The sequence below is a fragment of the Streptomyces sp. NPDC004732 genome (genome assembly GCF_040609235.1).
In the GTDB taxonomy this organism is placed as follows: domain Bacteria; phylum Actinomycetota; class Actinomycetes; order Streptomycetales; family Streptomycetaceae; genus Streptomyces.
This window is the reverse complement of record NZ_JBEXJR010000007.1, coordinates 408,406-432,793: the sequence shown is the minus strand read 5'-3', so window position 1 is coordinate 432,793 and position 24,388 is coordinate 408,406. Positions and strand designations below refer to the sequence as shown.

2 protein-coding genes are annotated in these 24,388 nt (G+C 72.6%); both read right to left on the bottom strand.

All coding sequences use genetic code 11. The features are described 5' to 3' along the window. Positions 1-4: 4 nt before the first annotated feature. Positions 5-12,010, bottom strand: a complete 12,006-nt coding sequence (locus tag ABZV77_RS23130) for an SDR family NAD(P)-dependent oxidoreductase (RefSeq protein ID WP_356259847.1) — start codon at positions 12,008-12,010, stop codon at positions 5-7. 131 nt (positions 12,011-12,141) lie between these two features. Beyond that, positions 12,142-24,387, bottom strand: a complete 12,246-nt coding sequence (locus ABZV77_RS23125) for an SDR family NAD(P)-dependent oxidoreductase (protein WP_356259844.1) — start codon at positions 24,385-24,387, stop codon at positions 12,142-12,144. Position 24,388: the final 1 nt, after the last annotated feature.

Genomic DNA, 24,388 nt, shown 5'->3' with positions numbered 1-24,388 from the left:
CGGTTCACACACCCAGTTCTTTGTCGATGAAGTCGAGGACCTGGTCGGTCGTGGCAACCTGGAGCTGCTCCTTCGTACTGCCCGAGCCGGGCACCGCACTGGCCGCCTTCCACTTCGACAGGAGCGACTCGAGCCGGGACGTGACCGCGTCGGCGTCGAGGTGTTCGACGAGGGCGGAGGACAGGGCGTTCTCGAGTTTCGCGAGGTCACGGAGGAGCGGGTCGGTGGCCTCCTGCCCGGCGGGCGTCCCGCCGTCGGGAGCGAGTTGCGCGCCGAGGTGTTCGGCGAGATTGTCCGCGTCCGGGTGGTCGAAGACGAGGCCGGAGGGCAGCCGGAGGCCGGTGGCGGCGGACAGCCTGTTGCGCAGTTCGACCGCGGTGAGCGAGTCGAATCCGAGCTCCTTGAAGGTGCTGCCCGGTGTGAGGCTGTCCGTGTGGTGCCCGAGGACGGTGGCGGCCTGCTCCCTGATGAGCCGCACCAGCGTGTGATGCCGGTCGGACGGCGGCAGGGCGGCGAGTCGGCCCGCCAGGTCGGCGGGCTGCCCGCCTGCCGTCGCGGTGGGCCTGCTCGCCCCGCCCTTGGTGGGGGCGGCGAGGGCCCGCAGCAGGGCGGGCCTGGTGTCGACGGGGTGCGTGGCCAGGGTGCGCAGGTCGAGGTTGAAGCCCACCAGGTGGGGGCGGCCGTGTTGGTACGCGGCGTCGAGCAGGGCGAGGCCGTGGGCGTTGCTCATGCCCTTGACGCCGATACGTGCCATGCGGGCCACGTCGGTGGTGCTGAGGCCGCCTGTCATGCCGCCCGACCCGGCGCCGGTCTCGGCACCCGTCGTACTGTCTCCCTTGCTTGCTCCCGTGTCGTTGGAGGCTTCCCAGAGGCCCCATCCGACCGAGAGTCCTGCCTGGCCCCGCGCCCGGCGGTGCTGCATCAGCGCGTCGCAATAGGCATTGGCCGCCGCATAGTTGGCCTGCCCCGGGCTGCCAAGCGTCGCGGCCGCGCTGGAGAAGACGACGAACAGTCCCAGCCGCATCCCGCGCGTCGCCTCGTGCAGGTTGGCCGCGGCAGCAGCCTTGGCTGCCCACACCCGCGCCAGACCCTCCGGCGTCTGCGCCGTCACCACTGCGTCCTCCAGCACACCCGCCGCATGCACGACACCGGTGAGCGGATGCGAGGGGTCCGTCTTGCCGACCAGCTCCACCACCGAGGCCGGATCGCCGACATCGGCCGCGGCAACGGTCACAACGGCGCCCAACCCCGCCAGCCTTTCCACCAGTTCCCGGCTTCCCGGAGCATCGGGGCCGCGGCGGCTGGCCAGCAGCAGATGCCGCACGCCCCACTCCCGCACCAGGTGCTCGGCCACGACCTGCCCCAGCACACCCGTGCCACCAGTGATCAGCACCGTGCCCTCGGGGTCGAGGGCAGGCGGGATCTCAAGCACCAGCTTGCCCGTGTGCTTCGCCTGACTCATGAACCGGAACGCCTCCTGCGCCTTGCCCAGCGGCCAGGAACGTACCGGGAGCGCCTTAAGCCGATCTGAGGCGAACAACTCGCCGAGCTGGTCCAGCATCCGGCCGATGCGTTCGGGCCCGGCATCGGCAACCAGGTCGTACACGCTGTACGTGACACCCGGGTACTCCGCACCCACCTCTTCAGGAGCGCGTACGTCGGTCTTGCCCATCTCCAGGAACCGGCCGCCCTCCCCCAGCAACCGCAGGGAGGCATCGATGAACTCGCCGGTGAGGCTGTTGAGCACGACGTCCATGCCACGGCCGCCTGTGGCCCGGCGGAACGCGTCCTCGAAGTCGAGGTCCCGGGAGGAGGCACGATGGTCAGCATCGATACCCATCTCCTCCAGCACGGCATGCTTGGCCGGACTCGCGGTGGCGAACACCTCCGCCCCCAGATGCCGGGCGATCTGCACCGCCGCCATCCCCACACCACCAGTAGCAGCATGGATCAGGACCCGTTCGCCCGCCTTCACCCCGGCGAGCTCGACCAACCCGTACCAAGCCGTCAGGAAGGCCGCGGGCATACCGGCCGCCTGGCGCATGTCCCAGCCCTGCGGGACCGGCGCGACCATCCGCGCGTCGGCGATCACCACGGGACCGTACGCGCCCTCGAACACGCCCATCACCCGGTCGCCGACCGACAGGTGCGTGACGTCGGGGCCGACCTCCGTCACGACACCGGCACCCTCACCACCCATGGCTCCGTATGCGGGAACCATGCCCAACGCAACAAGGACATCTCGGAAGTTGATCCCCGCGGCGTGCACCGAGACGCGGACCTGTCCGGGCGCCAGGGGTTCGAGCACCTCCGGACAGGCCGCTGCCGCCAGGTCGTCCAGCGACCCGTCGTTCACCATCCGCAGGCGCCAGGCCGCCTCGCCGGGCGGCGCGACGATGTCGGCGGAGCGGTGCGCCTGGGTGAGGCGCGGGATGGAGAACTGTCCCTTGCGGAGGGCGAGTTGAGGCTCGTCCAGGTCCTGGACGGCATGGCGCAGTACGGACTGCGGCAGCACGTCGTCGTCAAAGTCGAGCAGATCTACGTCGAGCAGGACGAAGCGTCCCGGGTTCTCCGACTGCGCACTGCGCACCAGGCCCCACACGGCAGCCGAGGACGCATCCACGTCACCGTCATCAGCCTGCGTAGCCACCGCCCCCCGCGTCACCACGACAAGACGGGACTCGACCAGCTCCGGCACGGCCAGGAACTCCTGCACCAACGACAGCACCCGCTCAGCCACCGGCAGCCCACCACCGGCAGAGACATCAACGGGAGCCAGCACCGCCCACGGCACCTGATCGCTCACCGCTGACACCACATCAGCGAGAACGGCACCGCCCGAGAGCATGACCCAGTCCCCGCCCTCCCCCGCATCACCCAGGGACGACGGAAGCGGAAGCGGCGTCCACTCCACGGCGAACAGGCCGCGTACGGCACGCTGTTGTGCGGGGGCGAGTTGCCCCGGCTTCACGGGACGCGTCTGCAAGGCGTCGGCGCTCAGGACGACCCCGCCGGTCGTGTCCGTGACCGTCACACTCACCCCGTGCTCGGCGTTCTCCCCCACCGGACGGAGGCGCACACGGACCGTCGTGGCACCTACGGCCCGTAGGGACACTCCGGTCCACGCGAACGGCACGTAGAGCTGATCGTCCCCGGCGCCTTCCTCGAAGCGCGACGCGAGGAGAGGGTGCAGAGCGGCGTCGAGGAGGGCGGGGTGGATGCCGTAGCCGTCGTGCGCGCCGGCGGCCTCGGGGAGTACGACCTCGGCCAGCAAATCCTGACCGCGCCGCCACACTGCCTGCAGCCCTTGGAAGGCCGGACCGTACCCGTATCCGTCCTCCGCGGCCCGCGCGTAGAAGTCCGCCACGCCCAACGGCTCGGCACCGGCCGGTGGCCAGGCTCCGGTCATCTCGTTCGCAGCAAGGGGGATTTCGGGAGCGAGTACGCCGGTTGCGTGGCAGACCCACGAGTCGTCACCGCCCACACCATCCGAATCGGCATCAGGACGGCTGTAGACCTGAATGCCACGCCGCCCGTCATCAGCGGCCTCATCAACCACGACTTGCACCCGCAACCCCGACGCCTCAGGCACCACCACAGGCGCCTGCAACATCAACTCCTCCACCACCCCACAACCAACCTCATCACCGGCCCGCAACGCCCACTCCACCAACGCAGCACCCGGCACCAACACCGCCCCAGCCACCTCATGATCAGCCAGCCACGAAACCCCCGAACGCGACAACCGCCCCGTCAGCAGACACCCACCCCGATCCGCGAACTCCACCGCCGCACCAAGCAACGGATGCCCCGCAGCCACCAGACCCAGACCCGCCGCATCCCCACCCCCCACACGACCCGACAACCAGAACCGCTCCCGCTGGAAGGGATAGGTGGGCAGGCCGACGGTGCGGGGCGGCGGGTCAGCCGGGAAGTACAGGGACCAGTCCACGGCGACTCCGGCCGTGTGCAGGCGTGCCATGGCCTGCACAAAGGCCACGTCGTCCGGCTGCCCCGGGTTGAGGGAGGCGGTGACGACAGGCTCAGCCCTTTGCGCATCGGCGACGTCGTCCAGGGTCCGCTGAGCAGCCGTGATCAGCACCGAAGCCGGACCAAGCTCCACGAACACGCCCGCACGAGCCGCGACTTCGGCGATGGCGGGCTGGAAGAGGACGGCCTGCCGCACGTGCTGCGCCCAGTACTCCGGAGCAGCGATCTCCTCCCCCGCCTCCACGCCCGAGACATTGCTGATCAACGGGACCTTCGGCGCCGCGAACTCCACCCCGCGTATCGCCTCGGTGAACTCCGCCAGCATCGGCTCCATCAACACCGAATGGAAGGCATGACTGACCGACAACGCCTTGGTCTTACGCCCCTGCTCCCGCCAGAGCGCGGCAACCTTCTCCACCTCATCCGCAGGGCCCGAAATGACCGTGGAATCGGGGGTGTTGACCGCCGCGACACTCACACCCGAACCCTCCAGACCCGGCGCCAACTCTCCGGGCGTGGCCTGCACCGCACACATCGCCCCACCCTCGGGCAGCGCACCCATCAGCCGGGCCCGCGCCCCCACCACCCGGCACGCATCCGCCAGACTGAAGACGCCCGCCACATGCGCCGCCGCGATCTCACCGATCGAATGCCCGACCACCACACCCGGCCGCACACCCACCGACTCCCAGAGCCTGGCCAGACTCACCTGCAGCGCAAACAACCCCGCCTGCGCCCACATCGTGTGATCCAACCGCTCCCGCGAACCCCGGAACGCAACCTCCCGAAGCTCACCCGAGCCAACCCCCAACTCCCCTTCAAGCAGCCCGCACACCTCATCGAAGGCGGCAGCAAACACAGGGAACCGCTCATACAACCCGGCCCCCATCCCCACCACCTGACTGCCCTGCCCACTGAACAGCCAGACCACGTCATCGCCCACCCGGGCCTCCGAGGAAGGCGGCCCGATCAGCGCCGAATGTGGCTCACCCGCCGCCAGCGCCTCAAGACCGGCCACGAGATCGGCGTGCTCCGCGCCCACGACCACGGCCCGGCGCTCGTGCAGCGCACGCGTACTCAGCAGCGACCAGCCCACGTCAGGCACCGACACTGACACAGCCTCGTCACCCGCCACCGCGTCCCTCAGACGCCGTGCCTGATCACGCAGCGCCTGCGGACTCCGCGCAGACACCACCCACGGCACCAGCACACCCGCACCCTCCGGGCTGACCTCCGGGCTGGCCTCCGAACCAACCTCCGACACCACACCCGCAAGCTCAGGAACAGACTCAACAATCAGATGCGCGTTCGTCCCCGACGCACCGAACGAAGAGACACCCGCACGACGCGGACGCCCCTCCACCCCAGCCTCCGGCCACGGCACCGACCGCGCCGCCAGCTGAACCGCGCCCGCCTCCCAATCCACATGCGGCGACGGCTCATCCACATGCAAACTCGCGGGAACCACACCACGCCGCATCGCCATCACCATCTTGATGACACCCGCAACACCCGCAGCCGCCTGCGTATGACCGATGTTCGACTTCACCGAACCCAGCCACAACGGACGCTCCACCGCCCGTCCCTGCCCATACGTCGCCAGCAGCGCCTGCGCCTCGATGGGGTCACCCAGCGTCGTCCCGGTACCGTGCCCCTCCACCACATCAACATCAGCCGACACCAACCCACCACTGGCCAGCGCCTGCCGGATCACCCGCTCCTGCGACGGTCCATTCGGCGCCGTCAGGCCATTGCTCGCCCCGTCCTGATTGACCGCCGAACCCCGCACCACCGCCAAAACCTCATGACCATGGCGACGCGCATCCGACAACCGCTCCAACAGGAGCACGCCCACACCCTCGGAGAAGCCGACTCCGTCGGCCGCGGCGGCGTACGGCTTGCAGCGGCCGTCGGGTGAGAGGCCCCGCTGGCGTGCGAAGCCCGCGAACATGTCCGGGTCCGCCATGACCGTCACGCCACCCGCCAGGGCGAGGTTGCACTCACCCTGGCGCAGCGCCTGGGCAGCGAGGTGAATGGACACCAGCGACGACGAACACGCCGTGTCGACCGTCACCGCCGGGCCCTCCAGGCCGAAGGTGTAGGCGACCCGGCCGGACACCATGCTGCCGGTGCTCGCGAGGTAGGCGTAGCCCTCCAGTTGGGCGTCGGCCTCGGGGAACGACTTGGCGTAGTCGTGGTTCATCAGGCCGACGTAGGTGCCGGTCAGGCTGCCCTTGAGCGTGGTCGGGTCGATGCCCGCACGCTCGAATACCTCCCACGACGCCTCAAGCAGCAACCGCTGCTGCGGGTCCATCGCCAACGCCTCACGCGGATTGATGCCGAAGAACGCCGCGTCGAAATCACCCGCGTCGGGGAGGAATCCGCCTTGGTCGGCGTAGGTGGTGCCCGTGTGTTCGGGGTCCGGGTGGAAGAGGCGTCCCAGGTCCCAGCCGCGGTCGGTGGGGAATCCGCCCATCGCGTCCGTGCGGGAGTCGAGGAGGTCCCACAGCTCTTCGGCGGAGCTGATGCCGCCCGGGAAGCGGCAGGTCATGGCGACGATCGCCACTGGGTCGTCCGTGTCGGTGCCGGTCGTCCCGGGGCGCTGGCGCGGGGCCACTGGCGCCGGTGCGGGCGCCGCCGTGCCTGCCAGGCGGTGGACGAGGTGGGTGGCGAGGGCCTGGGGGGTGGGGTGGTCGAAGATGAGGGTGGCGGGGAGCCGTATGTCGCAGGCGGCCGAGAGCCGGTTGCGGAGCTCCACCGCGGTCAGCGAGTCGAAGCCCAGGTCCTTGAAGGCGATGTCGACGCTCACCCGGGCGGCGGAGCCGTGGCCGAGTACGGCCGCGACGTACTCGCGTACGACATCGGTGAGCAGTTGCAGACGCCCGTCCGCGTCGAGGCCCGTGAGGCGTGCCGCGAGCGCTCCGTCGGCGAGGCCCTCGGAGGCGACCCGGCGCCGGGTGGCGGGGGCGGTGAGCGTGCGCAGCAGCGGGGACAGGCCGTCGGTCACGGCGCGCGGGTCGAGGTCGGCGGCGACCACGTAGGCGTGGTCGTGGGTGCGGGCGGCGTCGAGCAGGGCCAGGCCGCCCGCGTCGGTCAGCGCGGCGAAACCGGTGCGCTTCATGCGCGCCAGGTCCGTGTCGCTGAGTTGCCCGGTCATGCCGCTGGTCGCCTGCCACAGGCCCCAGGCGATGGAGAGGCCCGCGAGTCCCTGGGTGCGGCGGTGCTGGATGAGGGCGTCGCAATAGGCGTTGGCTGCGGCGTAGTTGGCCTGTCCGGGGCTGCCGAGCGAGGCGGCCGCGGAGGAGAACACCACAAAGAGGCCGAGCCTCATCTCCCGCGTGGCCTCGTGCAGATGACGTGCCGCGGTCGCCTTCGCCGCCCACACCCGCGCGAGGCTCTCGGGGGTCTGCGCGGTGACCACGGCGTCGTCCAGGACACCGGCCGCGTGGATCACACCGGTCAACGGGTGCGCCGGGTCGACCGACGCGACCAGGGCGGCGACCGCTTCCGCGTCTCCGACATCGGCGGAGGCGATCCGCACGGTCGCACCCAACTCCGCCAAGCGGTCGCGGAGTTCGTCGCTGCCCGGTGTCCGGTCTCCGCGTCGGCTCGCCAGAAGGAGGTGGCGTACGCCCCACTCCCTGACGAGGTGTTCGGCCACCAGTCGGCCGAGTACGCCGGATCCGCCCGTGATGAGGACCGTGCCGTCGGGGTCGATCTCCTCGGTGCCAGGTGCCTCCTGCGGGCCGGGCGCTCCTCCGCCCTGCGCATCCTCGGCGCGCGTCAGCCTGGGTACACGTATCTCGCCGCCATGCAGGGCGAGTTGGGGCTCGTCCAGTTGTGCCGCGTCCATGGCCGCGGCAAGCGTGTCGTCGGGGCCGAGGTCGATCAGCGTGAAGCGGTCGGGGTTCTCCGACTGTGCGCTGCGGACCAGACCCCATACGGCGGCGGCCGCGACATCCACGTCGCCGCCCCTGGGGGTCCCGTCTTCGTCGTATGCCACCGCGCCTCGCGTCACCAGGACCAGGCGGGAGTCGTGCAGCGGTGCGGCCAGCCAGGTCTGTACGAGGTCGAGGACGTGGGTGGCGAGGGTCAGGCCGTCGTCGGACGGGTCGGGCTCGACGGGGGCGGCGACCAGCTGCGGCGCAGGGGCACCGGCCTCGACGGACGCCAAGAGGTCCGTGAGGCTCATGAGGTCAGTGAGGCTCGCGAGGTCCGCGGCGTTCTCACCAAGAGTCACCCAGCCTTCGGGGGCCGCCTCGACGGGACCGCCCGCGCCCTGCGGAGACGCAAGCCACTTCAGGTCGAACAGCCCGTGGCGTTCCCTGGTGCCCGCCGTGGCGAGCCGACCCGTGTCGGTCGGGCGCGAGCGCAGGTCGCGGACGGTGAGCACCGGGGCGCCCACGGCGTCGGCCACGGTGATCCGCAGGCCTTGGTCGATGCGCTCGCCGAGCAGGGTGAGGCGCACCCGGACCGTGGTGGCCCGTACGGCGTGCAGCGCCACGTCGTTCCACGCGAACGGCAGCCAGACCTCGGCGGCTTCGGTGGGCGGCAGCAGCAGGGCAGCGGGCTGCAGGACCGCGTCGAGGAGGGCCGGGTGGATGCCGAAGCCGTCCGGGTCGCCCGCCTCCTTGGGCAGCGTCACCTCGGCCAGGACGTCCCTGCCGTGGCGCCACAACGCCCGTACGCCGCGGAAAGCGGGCCCGTAGCCGTATCCGGTGCGGTCGGCCTGTGCGTAGAGCTCATCGGGGTCCGCGGGCTCCGCGCCCGGCGGGGGCCATGCGCCGTCCAGGGTCTCAGTCTCGCCCCCGGTCGCGGAACCGGGCTCGCCCTGAGGCAGCTCCGGGCCGACGAGACCCGTCGCGTGGCAGGTCCAGGGCCGTGTCGACGCGAAGGCGTCGTCGTCATCGGGGCGGGAGAACAGCCGTACGTCGCGTCGGCCTTCGGTGTCGGCCGCGTCCACGACGACCTGGATCTGCAGGCCGCCGGTGTCGGGCAGGACGAGCGGGGTCTGCAGCGTCAGTTCCTCCAGGGCGGGGCAGCCCGCCTCGTCGGCGGCCCGCAGCACCCACTCCACCTGGGCGGCGCCCGGCACCAGCGCGTGACCTGCCACGACGTGGTCGTCCAGCCACGCCGCCGACTGCCGCGACACCCGGCCGCTCAGCAGGTGTACGTCGCCGCTGGCGAGGCCCACGGAGGCGCCCAGGAGCGGGTGTCCGGACGCGGCGAGGCCGAGCCCCGCGGGGTCGCCGGAGCCTCCGGCGGTGGGTGCGATCCAGAAGTCCTGGCGCTGGAAGGCGTAGGTGGGCAGGTCGACGGTACGAGGGGTCGGCTCCGTCGGGAACCAGCGCCGCCAGTCGACCTCCGCGCCCGCCGTGAACGCCTGGGCCGCGGCGCGGGCGAGTTGGGCGGTGTCGCCGTTGTCCCGGCGCAGGGTCGTGACCACCGAGGCGGGCACTTCCGCCTGCTCGATGATGCTTTCCAGCGCCAGGTTGAGGACGGGGTGCGGGCTGGCCTCGATGAACAGGCGGTAGCCGTCGGCGAGGAGGGCGTCGATGGTGTCGGCGAAGCGCACCGTGCGGCGCACGTTCTGCACCCAGTAGGCGGAGTCCAGGGCCGTGGTGTCGGTGAGGTGCCCCGCGGTGACGGTGGAGTAGAACGCGACGTCGGTGGCGGCGGGCCTGATCCCGCCCAGGCCCTCGGTGAGCTGATCCAGGATCGCGTCCAGCTGCGGTCCGTGCCCCGCGACGTCGGAGGCGACGGCGCGGGCCCGCAGTCCGCGCTCCTTGGCGTCGGCCACGACGGCTTCGATGCCCTCGGGCGGGCCCGAAATGACCGTGGAGGATGGCCCGTTGACGGCGGCGACGACCACCCCCGGGTGACCGTCGATCAGGTCGGCGGCCTGCTCCTGGCTCATGCCCAGGGACGCCATGCCGCCGCGCCCGGACAGCTGCCGCAGCAGGACGCTGCGGACTGACACGATGCGCGCCGCCTCCTCCAGGGAGATGGCGCCCACGACGCACGCCGCGGCTATCTCGCCCTGCGAGTGGCCGACGACCGCGGCGGGTTCGATTCCCTGGTCGGCCCAGACGGCGGCGAGGGCGACCATGACGGCCCACAGCACGGGCTGGACGATGTCGATGCGGGACAGTTCGGACCCGTCCCCGCGCAGCACGTCCGTCAGGGACCAGTCGACGTACGCGTCCAGGGCCTGCTCGCACTCGGCGATGCGGGCCGCGAACACCGGGGACTCCTCAAGGAGCCGGGCGCCCATGCCCACCCACTGGCCGCCCTGTCCGGGGAAGACCATGACCGGCCCCGGCCCCGTGGCGCCGACCGCCGCGGACACCACGTCGGGCGAGGCCTCGCCGTCGGCCAGTGACCGCAGTCCGTCGAGGAGTGCCGCGCGGTCCGCGCCGACGACCACGGCCCGGTTCTCGAACACGGACCGTGTCGTGGCGAGCGACCACCCGATGTCCGCGGGCGACGCCTGCCGCTGTGCGTCGTCGTCCACGTGCTCGGCCAGCAGCGCGGCCTGCGCCCGCAGCGCCTCCTCGCCGCGCGCGGAGACCACCCACGGCACCACGGCGGGCTCGGGTGCCTCAGGTACCTCAGGCGCCTCAAGTACCTCGGGTTCCTCGGGTGCCTCCTCCAGGATGACGTGGGCGTTCGTCCCGGACATGCCGAAGGCGGACACGCCTGCGCGGCGCGGGCGTTCACCGCGCGTCCACGCGACCGGCTCGGTCAGCAGCCTGACCGTCCCGGAGGACCAGTCGACGTGCGAGGTGGGCTCGTCGACGTACAGCGTGGCGGGCAGCAGTTCGCGCTGCAGGGCCATCACCATCTTGATCACGCCCGCGACGCCCGCGGCGCCCTGCGGGTGACCGATGTTCGACTTGACCGAGCCGAGCCACAGCGGGTGGTCGTCGTCGCGTTCGCGCCCGTAGGTGGCGTGCAGCGCCCCGGCCTCGATGGGGTCGCCGAGCCTGGTGCCGGTGCCGTGGGCCTCGACCGCGTCGACCTCGGCGGCGCCCAGGCCCGCGTTGGCGAGGGCCGCGCGGATGACGCGTTCCTGCGAGGGGCCGTTGGGTGCGGTCAGGCCGTTGCTCGCGCCGTCCTGGTTCACGGCAGAGCCGCGGATCACCGCGAGCACCTCGTGGCCGTTGCGGCGCGCGTCGGAGAGACGCTCCAGGAGGATGAGCCCCGCGCCCTCGGAGAAGCCCGTGCCGTCGGCCGAGGCGGCGAACGCCTTGGAGCGCCCGTCGGGCGAGAGTGCGCCCTGGCGGGAGAACTCCGTGAACGCGCCTGGCGTCGACATGATGGTCACGCCGCCCGCCATGGCCAGGTCGCACTCGCCCTGCCGCAGCGCCTGGGCCGCCAGGTGCATCGAGACCAGCGAGGAGGAGCACGCGGTGTCGACGCTGACCGACGGGCCCTCCAGGCCGAGGGTGAAGGAGATGCGCCCGGAGAGGACGCTCAGCGCGTTGCCGATGAGGAGGTGCCCCTCGACCGCCTTGTCGGGCTGCGCGCCGCCGAAGCCGAGCACGCCCGCGCCGATGTAGACGCCGGTGGGCGTCAGCTTCAGCGTCGCCGGGCCGATACCGGCCCGCTCCAGGAGCTGCCAGGCCGTCTCCATCAGCACCCGCTGCTGCGGGTCCATCGCCAGCGCCTCGCGCGGGCTTATCCCGAAGAACGAGGCGTCGAAACCGGGGGCGTCGTGGAGGAAGCCGCCGCGGCGCACATAGCTCGTTCCGGGGTGCTCGGGATCCGGGTGGTAGAGGCCCTCCAGGTCCCAGCCGCGGTTGGTGGGGAAGTCGCCGACGGCGTCGCCGCCCGCCGCGACCAGGTCCCACAGGGCTTCGGGCGTGCGGGTGTCGCCGGGGAAGCGGCACGCCATGGAGACGATGGCGATGGGCTCCTGGGCGCGCTCCTCCACCTCGCGCAGGCGCTGGCGGGCCTGGCCGAGGTCCACTGTGACCCGCTTCAGGTACTGACGGAGCTTCGCTTCCGTACTCGACACTCCGGTACTCGACACTTCAGTACTCGACATCGAACGTCACTTCTCCATCAGCGAAGGGCACAGGGGAACAGAGAGGGCTCGGGAGAGGGCTTGGGAGAGGGATCAGGGCAGGGATCGGGAAGGGCAGCAGGTCACAGCTCTCGGTCGATGAACGCGAACATTTCGTCGTCGGACACGTCGTCGAGCGCGTCCAGGCCCGCCGCACTCGTCACGCCCGCCGCGCCCGACGTGGCACCGCCGCCGGTCCCGGTCCCGGGGCCCGAGCCGTTCAGCTTCGACAGCAGGGCGTTGAGACGCCTGGCGACCCGTCCGCGCGCGTCGTCGTCGAGGGCGAGCGCCACCAAGGAGGACTCGATCCTGCCGAGTTCGTTGAGCACCGGGTCCGCGGCGTCCTTCAGGGGCTGTGGTGCGCCCTCGGGCGAAAGCCGCTCCCGGAGGTGGTCGACGAGGGTGGCCGACTCGGGGTAGTCGAAGACGAGTGCGGCGGGCAGTTTGAGGCCGGTGGCCGCCGCCAGCCGGTTGCGCAGTTCCACGGCGGTGAGGGAGTCGAAGCCGAGCTCCTTGAACGACGTGTCCGGGCGGACGGCCTCGTGGTCGGCGTGCCCGAGGACGCCCGCGACATTGCCCCGGACGAGGTCGAGCAGCAGACGGCGCTGTTCGGCGGGCGGCAGCCCGGCGAGGCGCGCGGCGAGCCCGTCCGCCGCGGCCGCGGCGCCCGTGGCCGCGGTGCGGCGGACGCTCCTGGCTCCCGGGGCCGTACCGGCCAGGGCGCGCAGGAGTGCGGGCCGGGACGCGGCGGGCTGCGCGGCGACGGCGCGCGCGTCGAGGTCCACCGCGACGACGCAGGGGCGGCCGTGGGCGCGGGCCGCGTCCAGGAGGGCAAGGCCCTTCTCGGTGGTCAGCGGGGTGAATCCGGTGCGCTTCATGCGCGCGAGGTCCGTCTCGCCGAGGTGCCCGGTCATGCCGCTCGCCGTCCGCCACAGGCCCCAGCCGACCGAGAGGCCGGTCAGTCCCCCGGCCCGGCGGTGCTGGACGAGGGCGTCGCAGTAGGCGTTCGCCGCGGCGTAGTTGGCCTGCCCCGGGCTGCCGAGCGTCGCCGCCCCCGAGGAGAAGACCACGAACAGACCGAGCCTCATCTCCCGCGTGGCCTCGTGCAGATGACGTGCCGCGGTCGCCTTCGCCGCCCACACCCGCCCGAGGCTCTCGGGCGTCTGCGCGGTGACCACGGCGTCGTCCAGGACACCGGCCGCGTGGATCACACCGGTCAACGGGTGCGCCGGGTCCGTCTTGCCCACGAGTTCCGCCACGGCGTCCGGATCGCCGACATCGGCCGCGACGACGGTCACCTCGGCGCCCAACTGGGAGAGTCGGGCGGCGAGTTCAATACTCCCGGGTGCCTCGGGACCACGCCTGCCCGCCAGCAGCAGGTGTCGTACGCCCCACTCCTTGACCAGGTGCTCGGCCACCGCTCCGGCCAGCACCCCGGTCCCGCCGGTGATGAGCACCGTGCCGTCCGGATCGAGGGCGGGCGGGATCTCGAGGACCAGCTTGCCGGTGTGCTTCGCCTGGCTCATGAACCGGAACGCCTGCCGCGCCCGGCCGAGCGGCCACGTCCTGACCGGCAGCGGCGCCAGCACCCCGGACGCGAACAACTCGCCCATCTCCGCCAGCATTTCCCCGATCCGGTCGGGTCCCGCGTGCGGCACCAGGTCGAAGGCCCGGTACCACGCACCCGCATGGTCGGCCGCCACTCGGTCGGGGTCGCGCTTGTCGGTCTTGCCCATGTCGACCATGCGCCCGCCCTCCGCGAGCAGACGCAGCGAGGCATCGGTGAACTCCCCGGCCAGGCTGTTGAGTACGACATCCATGCCGCGCCCGCCCGTCGCCTCCCGCAACACTCCCTCGAAGTCGAGGTCGCGGGACGAGGCGCGATGGTCCGCGTCGATGCCCATGCCGTCGAGCACACCGTGCTTGGCGGGGCTGGCGGTGGCGTACACCTCGGCGCCGAGGTGGCGGGCGATCTGGGTGGCGGCCATGCCCACGCCGCCGGTTCCCGCGTGGATGAGCAGGGATTCGCCCGCCCGAAGCCGACCGAGGTCCACGAGCCCGTACCAGGCCGTCAGGAACACCACGGGCACCGCCGCGGCCTCCGCCATGCTCCAGCCGTCCGGCACCGGCACGACCATCCGGGCGTCCGCGACCGCCAGCGGGGCGAAGGCCCCCTCGAACAGACCCATCACGCGGTCGCCGACAGCGAGCCGGGTGACGCCAGGACCGACCTCCATCACATGCCCCGCGCCTTCGCTTCCCGCGAAGGTGCCCTTGTCGGGATACATGCCCAACGCGATCAGCACGTCACGGAAGTTCATGCCCGCCGCCCGCACGGAGACCCGCACCTGACCCGGCTCCAGCGGCGCGAGCGCCTCCGGGGCATCGATCACCGACAGGTTTTCGAGGGTGGCCGTGCCGGACGTGCCGAGACGCCAGGCGGACGACCCGACCGGCGGGACGAGTTCCTCGGGGGCGCGTGCGGGGTTCATGCGGGGGACGTACAAGACGCCGTCGCGGAGCGCGAGTTGCGGCTCTTCGAGGACGGAAACGGCGTGGCGCAGGGCGGGCTGCGGAATCGGGTGGTCCAGAGGGTTGCCGCTGCCGTTCGCGTTCCGCCCGTCAACGTCAACGTCTACGTCCACGTCGAGCAGGACGAAGCGCCCGGGGTTCTCCGACTGGGCGCTGCGCACCAGCCCCCACGCGGCCGCCGCGGATGCGTCCACGTCGTCGTCACCGTCGGTGGCCACCGCCCCGCGCGTCACCACGAGGAGACGGGACTCGGCCGACTCCGGTGCTGCCAGGAACTCCTGGACCTGCGCGAGCACACGCTCGGCGACCCGCAGGCCGTCGCCGTCCGCAGCGGCCTCGACGGGAGCCAGCACCGCCCACGGCACGTCACCATCGGCGGTCGACACCACCACATCGGCCGGTCCGGCACCGTCCGGGAGCGTGACCCAGTCGCCGCCCTCCACCGCTTCGGAGGGCGGCGGTACGGGAAGGGGCGTCCAGTCCACGGTGTAGAGCCCGTCGACACCACCACGGGCCGCCGCCACCAGCTGGCCGAGGTCGGCCGCGCGAAGGGTCAGCGCGTCCACGCCCAGGACGGGCGCGCCGGTGCCGTCGGCGATCACGACCCTCAGGTCACGCTCGGCCGACTCCCCCTGCGGGGAGAGCCGGACACGGAGGCGGGTCGCCCCGTCCGCGCTCAGCGACACTCCGTTCCACGCGAACGGCAGCCACATCTGCCCGTCCTCGGGCCGGTCGAGGAGCATCAGTGGATGCAGGGCGGCATCGAGCAACGCCGGATGAATCCCGAACCCGTCGTGGGAACCTGCCTGTTCGGGCAGCTCCACCTCGGCGAGCAGCTCGGTCCCGTGCCGCCACAGCGCCCGCAGCCCTTGGAACGCGGGCCCGTACTCGTACCCTGCCTCCGCGGCCCGCGCATAGAAGTCCTCGACGTCCACGGCTTCAGCACCAAGCGGCGGCCACTGCCCGCTCAACCCTTCGGCCTGTGTGGCGAGTTCGGCACTCACCACACCGGACGCATGGCACAGCCAGTCGGCGCCGCCCTCCTGATCAGGGCGCGCGTACACGCGTACGTCACGCCGTCCGCTCTGCTCGTCGAGCGCCCCCACGGCCACCTGGACCTGCAGACCGCCCTTCTCAGGCAGCACGAGCGGCGCCTGCAGCATGAGCTCGTCGAGCGTCGCGCAGCCCGCCTCGTCGGCGGCCCGCAGCACCCACTCGACCAGCGCGGCCCCCGGCACCAGCGCGGTTCCCGCCACGACGTGCTCGGCCAGCCAGGACGGGGCCTTGCGGGAGAGCCGTCCGGTGAGCAAGTACGAGTCGGCCTCGGCGAGTTCCACGCAGGCACCGAGCAGCGGGTGCCCCGCGGAAGCCATGCCGAGATCGGCGGCATCCCCGGTGAGCCCGGTGGGCTCCTCCAGCCAGTAGTGCTGGTGTTGGAAGGCGTAGGTGGGGAGGTCGACGGTACGAGGGGTGGGTTCCGTCGGGAACCAGCGCCGCCAGTCGACCTCCGCGCCTGCGGTGAAGGCCTGGGCGGCGGCGCGGGTGAGCTGGGTGGCGTCGCCGTGGTCGCGGCGCAGGGTGGGGATCACCGTGGCGGTGGCGTCCGCCTGCTCGATGGTCTCTTCCATGCCGAGGTTGAGGACGGGGTGGGGGCTCGCCTCGATGAACAGGCGGTAGCCGTCGGCCAGCAGTGCCTTGATGGTGTCGGCGAAGCGGACCGGCTGGCGGAGGTTGGTAACCCAGTACGCGGTGTCCAGGGTTGTCGTGTCGTCGAGGCGTTCGGCCGTGACCGTCGAGTAGAACGCCACGTCGGTCGGCACAGGCTGAATGTCCGCCAGGCGCTCGGTGAGCAGGTCGTGGAGCTGGTCGATCTGGGGGTTGTGGGAGGCGTAGCCGACGTCGATGACCCGGGCACGGAGGCCACGTTCCTCGGCCTCGGCGACGACGGCAGCGACTTCCTCCGGCGGACCCGAAATCACCGTAGAGGACGGCCCGTTGACCGCGGCGATGCTGACACCCGGGCGGTCGTCCCCGATCAGCTCGGCGGCCTGCTCGGCGCTGGTGCCCAGGGAGGCCATGTCGCCGTGGCCCTGAAGCTGGCGGAGGGCGTCGCTGCGTACTGCCACGATCCGTGCCGCATCCTCCAGCGAGAGAGCGCCCGCGACACAGGCGGCAGCCATCTCACCCTGCGAATGCCCGATCACCGCGGCCGGGACGATCCCCTGATCCGCCCACACCGCGGCCAGCGACACCATCACGGCCCACAGCACCGGCTGCACAACCTCCACCCGGGCCAGCTCACTCCCGTCCCCGCGCAACACCTCACGCAACGACCAGTCCACGTGAGCGGACAAAGCCTGCTCACACTCAGCAATCCGCGCCGCGAAAACCGGCGATTCATCAAGCAGTTGGGCCCCCATCCCGACCCACTGCGACCCCTGCCCCGGAAAGACCAACACCGGCCCCGCACCCGCGGAAGCCGCCGCCCCGGACACCACATCCGCGGACACCTCACCCGCAGCCAACGCCTCAAGACCAGCCGTCAACGCATCCCGGTCCCGGCCGACCACCACGGCCCGATGCTCGAACACCGACCGCGTCGTCGCCAACGACCACCCCACCTCCCCCGGCAACGCCTCCGTATCACCCGCCACGAACGCACCCAACCGCCGCGCCTGCTCCCGCAACGCATCAGGCGTCCGCCCAGAAACCACCCACGGCACCACCACACCCACACCACCGGCCCCAGACGCAACAGGACCAGCCACCTCACCCCGCACCACGTCCTCCGGCACCACGTCCTCCGGCACCTCGTCCTCAGGCGCCTCCTCCAAAATCAAATGCGCATTGGTCCCCGATATGCCGAACGAAGACACCCCCGCCCGCCGCGCCCGCTCACCACGCGTCCACGGGACCGGCTCGGTCAGCAGGCGTACACCGCCGCCGTCCCACTCCACATGGGGAGTCGGTTCGTCGGCGTGGAGTGTCGCGGGGAGTTGTTCGTGGCGCAGGGCCATCACCATCTTGATGACGCCCGCCGCACCCGCGGCGGCCTGCGTGTGACCGATGTTGGACTTCACCGAGCCCAGCCACAGCGGCCGTTCCTCCGGGCGCCCTTGGCCGTATGTGGCCAGCAGGGCCTGTGCCTCGATGGGGTCGCCGAGCGTCGTGCCGGTGCCGTGGGCCTCTACGACGTCCACGTCGTCGGGGCTGCGACCCGCGCCCGCCAGGGCGGCGCGAATGACACGCTCCTGCGAAGGGCCGTTGGGGGCTGTCATGCCGTTGCTCGCGCCGTCCTGGTTCACTGCTGAGCCGCGGATCACCGCAAGGACCTTGTGGCCGTTGCGACGGGCGTCGGAGAGGCGTTCCAGGACGACGAGTCCGGCGCCCTCTCCCCAGCCCGTGCCGTCGGCCGCCGCGGCGAACGGTTTGCAGCGGCCGTCGGGGGCCAGGCCGCGCTGGCGTGAGAATTCGACGAAGGTGTTCGGCGTGGCCATCACGGTCACGCCTCCGGCGAGGGCGAGCGAGCACTCGCCCTGGCGCAGGGCCTGGGACGCCAGGTGCATCGCGACGAGCGAGGAGGAGCAAGCCGTGTCCACCGTGATGGCGGGGCCCTCCAGGCCGAAGGTGTACGCGACCCGGCCGGAGGCGACGCTCGGGGTGCTGCCGGTCATGATGCGCCCCTCGAAGCCGTCCGGCTTGCGGGCGAGGAAGCGGGAACCGTAGTCGTCGTACATGATCCCGGTGATGACGCCGCACGGGGTGCCGCGCAGGGTCGCCGGGTCGATGCCCGCGTTCTCGAAGGCCTGCCAGGCGGTTTCCAGGAGGAGCCGCTGCTGTGGGTCGGTGGCGGCGGCCTCGCGCGGGCTGATGCCGAAGAAGCCCGCGTCGAACCGGGCGGCGTCGTAGAGGAAGCCGCCCTCTCGGGTGTAGCTGTGGCCGACCTGGTCGGGGTCGGGGTCGAAGAGCCCTGCCGTGTCCCAGCCGCGGTCCTCGGGGAACGGTCCGATGGCGTCGGTGCCGGTGGCCACGAGGCGCCACAGCTGCTCGGGCGAGGTCACGCCGCCCGGGTAGTGGCAGGCCATGCCGACGATGGCGATGGGGTCGTCGTCGGTGGCGGTGGCGCGCGCCGAGGATACGGGTGCGGCCGGGGAAGTGTGCTGGTCGGCGTCGGGGAGATGGCCACGGAGGTGGCGTACGAGGGCGGTGGGGCTGGGGTGGTCGAAGATGAGGGTGGCGGGCAGGCGGATGCCCGTGGCGGTGGAGAGGCGGTTGCGCAGCTCCAGGGCGGTGAGCGAGTCGAAGCCCAGCTCCTGGAAGGCACGGCCCAGTTCGAGGGTCTCCGGTGCGGGGTGGGCCAGGACGGTCGCGATCTGCTCGCGGACGAGGTCGCGCAGGGCGCGGTCCCGGTCGGCGGCGGACATCCGTGCCAGGCGGGCGCTCCACGAAGTGGAGGCCGCCGCGTTCTCTTCGGTTGCGGCCGCGGCGGTGCGGGGCGTGCGGACCAGGCCGCGCAGTGCGGGCTGGAGGGTGCGGGCGGCGGCCTGGCCGCGCAGGACGGCACGGTCGAAGCGGGTGGCGAGGACCGTGGGGTGCGCGGCGGTCAGGGCCGCGTCGAAGAGGGCCAGGGCCTGCTCGTCGGTGAGGCCCGCGACGCCGGTGCGACGGATGCGGGCGCGGTCGGCGTCGCCGAGCCGGGCGGCCATGCCGCCGGACGCGGATTCCCACAGGCCCCAGGCCAGCGAGGTGGCGGCGAGGCCTTGGGCGCGGCGGTGCTCGGCGAGGGTGTTGAGGAACGCGTTGGCGGCGGCGTAGTTGGACTGGCCGCCGTTGCCGAGGACGGAGGCGCCGGAGGAGAAGAGGACGAAGGCCGCCAGGTCCAGGTCGCGGGTGAGTTCGTGCAGGCTCCAGGCCGCGTCGGCCTTGGGCGCCAGGACGGCGTCGAGCCGGTCGGGGGTCATCGACGCGATGAGGCTGTCGTCGATGACGCCCGCGGTGTGGACGACGGCGGTGAGCGGGTGTGCGGCGGGGATGTCCGACAGGAGTGCGGCGAGGGCTGCGGGGTCGGTGATGTCGCAGGCGGCGACGCGTACATCCACGCCGTCGTCCACGCCGTCGTCCACGCCGTCTTCCACGCCGTCGTTCGCGCCGTCTTCCACGCCCTGGTCCGTCAGGTCGGCGCGCAGCTCCGCGATGCCTTCCGCCGCCTCGCCGCTGCGGCTCACGAGGAGCAGGTGCCGGGCGCCGTGCGCGGTGGCCAGGTGACGGGCGACGGCCCGGCCGAGGCCGCCGGTGCCGCCGGTGATGAGGACGGTGCCGTCCGGAGCGATGTGGGGCTCGGCGGTGTCCGTCGGGGGCGGGGTCACGGCGAGGCGCGGTACGAGTGCGGTGCCCGCTCGCAGGGCGAGCTGTGTCTCGGCGTGGGTGGTCGCGGCGGCCAGGGCGGCGGGCAGGACATGGCGTGAGGCGGGGTCCTGGTCGAGGTCGACGAGCAGGACGCGGTCGGGCTGTTCGGCCTGCGCGGCCCTGACCAGGCCCCAGAGGGGGGCGGTGGCCAGGTCGGCGGGGGCGTCGTCGGCGCGGGCGGTGACGGCGCCCGTGGTGAGGACGACGAGGCGGGCGGCGGTGAGGGTGTCCGCGGTGAGCCATGCGCGCAGGAGGTCGAGGGTGTGCTGGGCGTGCGCGCGTACTTGGGCGGGAAGGTCGGCCGCGGTGCTGCCCTGGCCGGTGGTGTACTCCAGGCCGCCGTCGGGGGGCATGGGTGCGAAGACGATGTCCGGTACGGGTTGGCCGTTCTCGACGGCGGCTGTCAGGGCGGCCAGGTCCGGGTGGTGGTGCGCGGCAGGGGCCAGGCCCGAGTCGTCAGATCCGAGCACGGCCAAGGTGGCGGCGGGCGCGGTGTCGGGGAGCGGCAGTTGCTGCCAGTCCAGGTGGTGCAGCGGGGGCGCCGCGGCGGGGTGGGCGGCGCGCCAGCGGTCGGCGGGGACGATCCGCAGCTGGAGGGCGTCGATCGTGGCAACGGGGGCGCCGTCGGTGTCGGCCAGCGTCAGGCGCAGCCGGTCGTCACCCTGAGGGCTGAGACGGACTCGAAGCCGGGTGGCGCCCGTGGCGTGGTGGCGTATGTCGCTGAAGGAGAACGGCAGCCGCACCGGGGCGTCCGTGCCGCTTCCGCTGTCGTGGTAGAGCTCGTCGACGGCGTGCAGCGCGGCGTCGAAGAGGGCCGGGTGGAGGGCGAACGCGGCCGCGTCGGCGCGCTGTTCGTCGGCGAGGCGTACGTCGGCGTACAGCTCGTCGCCGAGTCGCCAGGCGGCGTGCACGACGCGGAAGGCGGGCCCGTAGCTGTAGCCCTGGGCGTCGAGGCGGGCGTACAGCGCGTCCACGTCGAGGGCGGTGGCGTCGGCGGGTGGCCAGGCCGTGGCACCGAGGACAGGGGCGGGGGCGGGCGATTCGGCAGTACGGCCCGTGGTGAGGATGCCGGTGGCGTGGCGGCGCCAGCCGTGCGGGTCCCCGGTCCCGCCCGTCCCGCCCGTCTCGCCCGTCTCGTCGTCGTACTGCGCGTCGGCGGGCCGGGAGTGGATGGTGAGGGTGCGGCGGCCGGAGTCGTCGGGGGCGCCGAGGGCGACCTGAACCTTGACGGCGTCGGCGCCCGCCCCCTCCCCGGCTCCAGCACCCTCGCCGGAGTCATCGAGCAGCAGCGGCGATTCCAGCGTCAGGTCGTCGATGGTGTCGCAGTCGGCGTGCCGCCCCGCGAGCAGGGCGAGTTCGACGAATGCGGTGGCGGGCAGCGGTACGCCGCCCGCGATCGAGTGGTCGGCGAGCCACGGTTGCGTACGCAGGGACAGGCGCCCCGCGAGCAGGAGGCCGCCGTCGGCCTGCCGGATGACGGCGGGCAGGAGGGGGTGGCCGGTCTCCTGGAGGCCCGCGGCGCGGGCGGGGGCCGCGGCGTCGGGGGTGGCGCGCCAGTACCTGCGCCGCTGGAACCGGTAGGTGGGCAGCGGCAGTTGCTCCGCGTCGGTGGGGACGAGGGTGCCGAGGTCGGCGGGTTGCCCGTCGGTGTGGAGCGCGGCGACGGCCCCGAGCAGCGTGCGGGCCTCGTCGTGCCCGGAGCGCAGAGCGGCCACGACGACCGGCTCGCCCGCGCCCTCCCCGGCCTCCTCGCCCGTGCGGGCAGGGAGGCAGTCCTGGACCATGGTGGCGAGGACGGGATCGGGTCCCAGCTCCAGGTAGCGCACGACGCCCTGGTCGCCCAGGGTGCGCAGTCCGTCGTGGAACCGCACGGGGCGGCGCACGTGCCGCACCCAGTACTCGGGGTCGGCGAGCAGCTCCGCGTCGGCGAGACGGCCGGTGAGGTTGGAGACGACGGGCAGCGTCGGCGCGTGGAAGGTCAGGGTGCGGGCCACGGCACGGAAGTCGTCGAGCATCGGCTCGATGAGCGGTGAGTGGAAGGCGTGGCTGACGTTGAGGCGCTTGGTCTTGAGTCCGCGCCCACGCAGGGTCTGCTGGAGGTCCGCGACGGCGGTGGCGGCGCCGGACACGACGACGGCGGCGGGGCCGTTGACGGCGGCGAGCGAGAGGCTCTCCTCCCGTCCGGCGAGCAGCGGCAGTACGTCGCCCTCGGCGGCCTGCACGGCGAGCATCGCGCCGCCCATGGGCAGGGCCTGCATGAGGCGTCCGCGGGCCGCGACCAGCGTGCAGGCGTCCGGCAGGGTGAGCACCCCGGCGACGTGCGCGGCGGCGATCTCGCCGACGGAATGTCCCGTCAGATGGCTCGGGGCGACCCCGAAAGAGGTGACCAGGCGGTACAGGGCGACTTCGAGGGCGAACAGGGCGGCCTGGGTCACTCCGGTTCCGTGCAGTACGGCTGCCTGCGCGGTATCGGCGGGGGCGAACAGGACGTCTCGCAAGGGCTGTTCGAGCAGCGGGTCCAGCTGGGCGCAGGTCTCGTCCAGGGACTGCCCGAAGGCGTCGAAGGTGGCGTACAGCTGGGCGCCCATGCCGGGGCGTTGGCTGCCCTGACCGGTGAAGAGGAAGGCGGTGCCACCGCTCCTGGCGGGGCCCGCGGCGCGGACGAGGGCGGGGTGGGTACGTCCGGCCGCGAGGGCGTCGAGTGCGGCGACGCGCTCGTCGTGACCGGTACCGAGCACCACCGCGCGGTGCTCGAACAGGGTGCGGCGCAGCAGGGTGGCGGCGATGTCAGTGACGGCCGTGGAGCCGTCGGCATGGTCTGCCTCGTCCACAGGGGCGGCGACATGGCCCCCCAGCGCGTCCGCCTGCGCGCGCAGCGCGTCGGGCGTGCGGGCCGACAGCAGCCACGGCACCGGCGTCCGCCGCTCCTCACGGGACCCCGCGGCGCCGACGGCTCCCCCTGAACCCGCATCGGAATCGGACCCGGAACCAGTGTCGGCGTCGGCGTCGGCCGGGGGCGCCTCCTCAAGGATGAGGTGGGCGTTCGTGCCCGAGATGCCGAACGAGGAGATGCCCGCCCGGCGGATCCGGTCGCCCTGCGGCCAGGCCACCGGCTCGGTGAGCAGGCGCACCGCGCCCGACTCCCAGTCGGCGTGCGGAGTGGGCTCGTCGGCGTACAGCGTCGCGGGCAACGTCCGGTGCCGCAGCGCCTGGATCATCTTGATGAGCCCCGCCGCGCCGGCCGCGCCCTGGGTGTGGCCGATGTTGGACTTCACCGAGCCGAGCCACAGCGGCCGGTCCGCGTGCCGCTCCTGCCCGTACGTGGCAAGGAGCGCGTCGGCCTCGATGGGGTCGCCGAGCCGGGTGCCGGTGCCGTGCGCCTCGACCGCGTCCACCTCCGCGGGGGAGAGCCGCGCCCCCGCGAGGGCGGCGCGGATCACGCGCTGCTGGGCAGGACCGTTGGGGGCGGTGAGTCCGTTGCTGGCGCCGTCCTGGTTGACGGCCGAGCCGCGGATGACGGCGAGCACCCGGTGACCGGCCCGCCGGGCGTCGGAGAGGCGTTCCAGGACGAGGAGTCCGGCGCCCTCGGAGAACGCGGTGCCGTCGGCGTCGGCGGCGAAGGGCTTGCAGCGGCCGTCGGCGGCCAGGCCGCGCTGGCGGGAGAACTCGGTGAACACGTACGGGGTGGGCATCACGGTGACGCCGCCCGCGAGCGCCAGGTCGCACTCGCGCCGCCGCAGGGCGTGCGCGGCGAGGTGCACGGCGACCAGCGACGACGAGCAGGCGGTGTCGATCGTCACCGCGGGCCCTTCGAGGCCGAAGGTGTAGGCGAGGCGCCCCGAGAGGACGCTCGGGGCGCTGCCGGTGACGAGGTGTCCCTCGGCGGCCGCGTCGATGTGCGGGGTGCCGAAGCCGGGCAGCGCCGCACCCGCATACACGCCCGTGCTGCTGCCCTGGAGTGACTGCGGGTCGATGCCCGCGCGCTCCAGCGCTTCCCATGCGCACTCCAGGAGCAGTCGCTGCTGCGGGTCGAGGACCGCGGCCTCGCGCGGGCTGATGCCGAAGAACTCGGGGTCGAACCGGTCGACGTCGTGGATGAACCCGCCCTCGCGGGCGTAACTCGTCCCCGGGTGGTCGGGGTCGGGGTGGAAGAGCCGCTCCAGGTCCCAGCCGCGGTTGTCGGGGAAGGCGCCCAGGGCGTTGCCGCCCGCGGCGACCAGGTCCCACAGGTCTTCGGGGGTGCGGACGCCGCCGGGGTAGCGGCAGGCCATCTCCACGACGGCCACCGGTTCCTGGTCGCGCTCCTCCGCCTCGCGCAGCCGCTGCCGGGTGGCGTGCAGGTCCGCGGAGACACGCTTGAGGTAGTCGACCAGTTTCTCTTCGCTCACCATG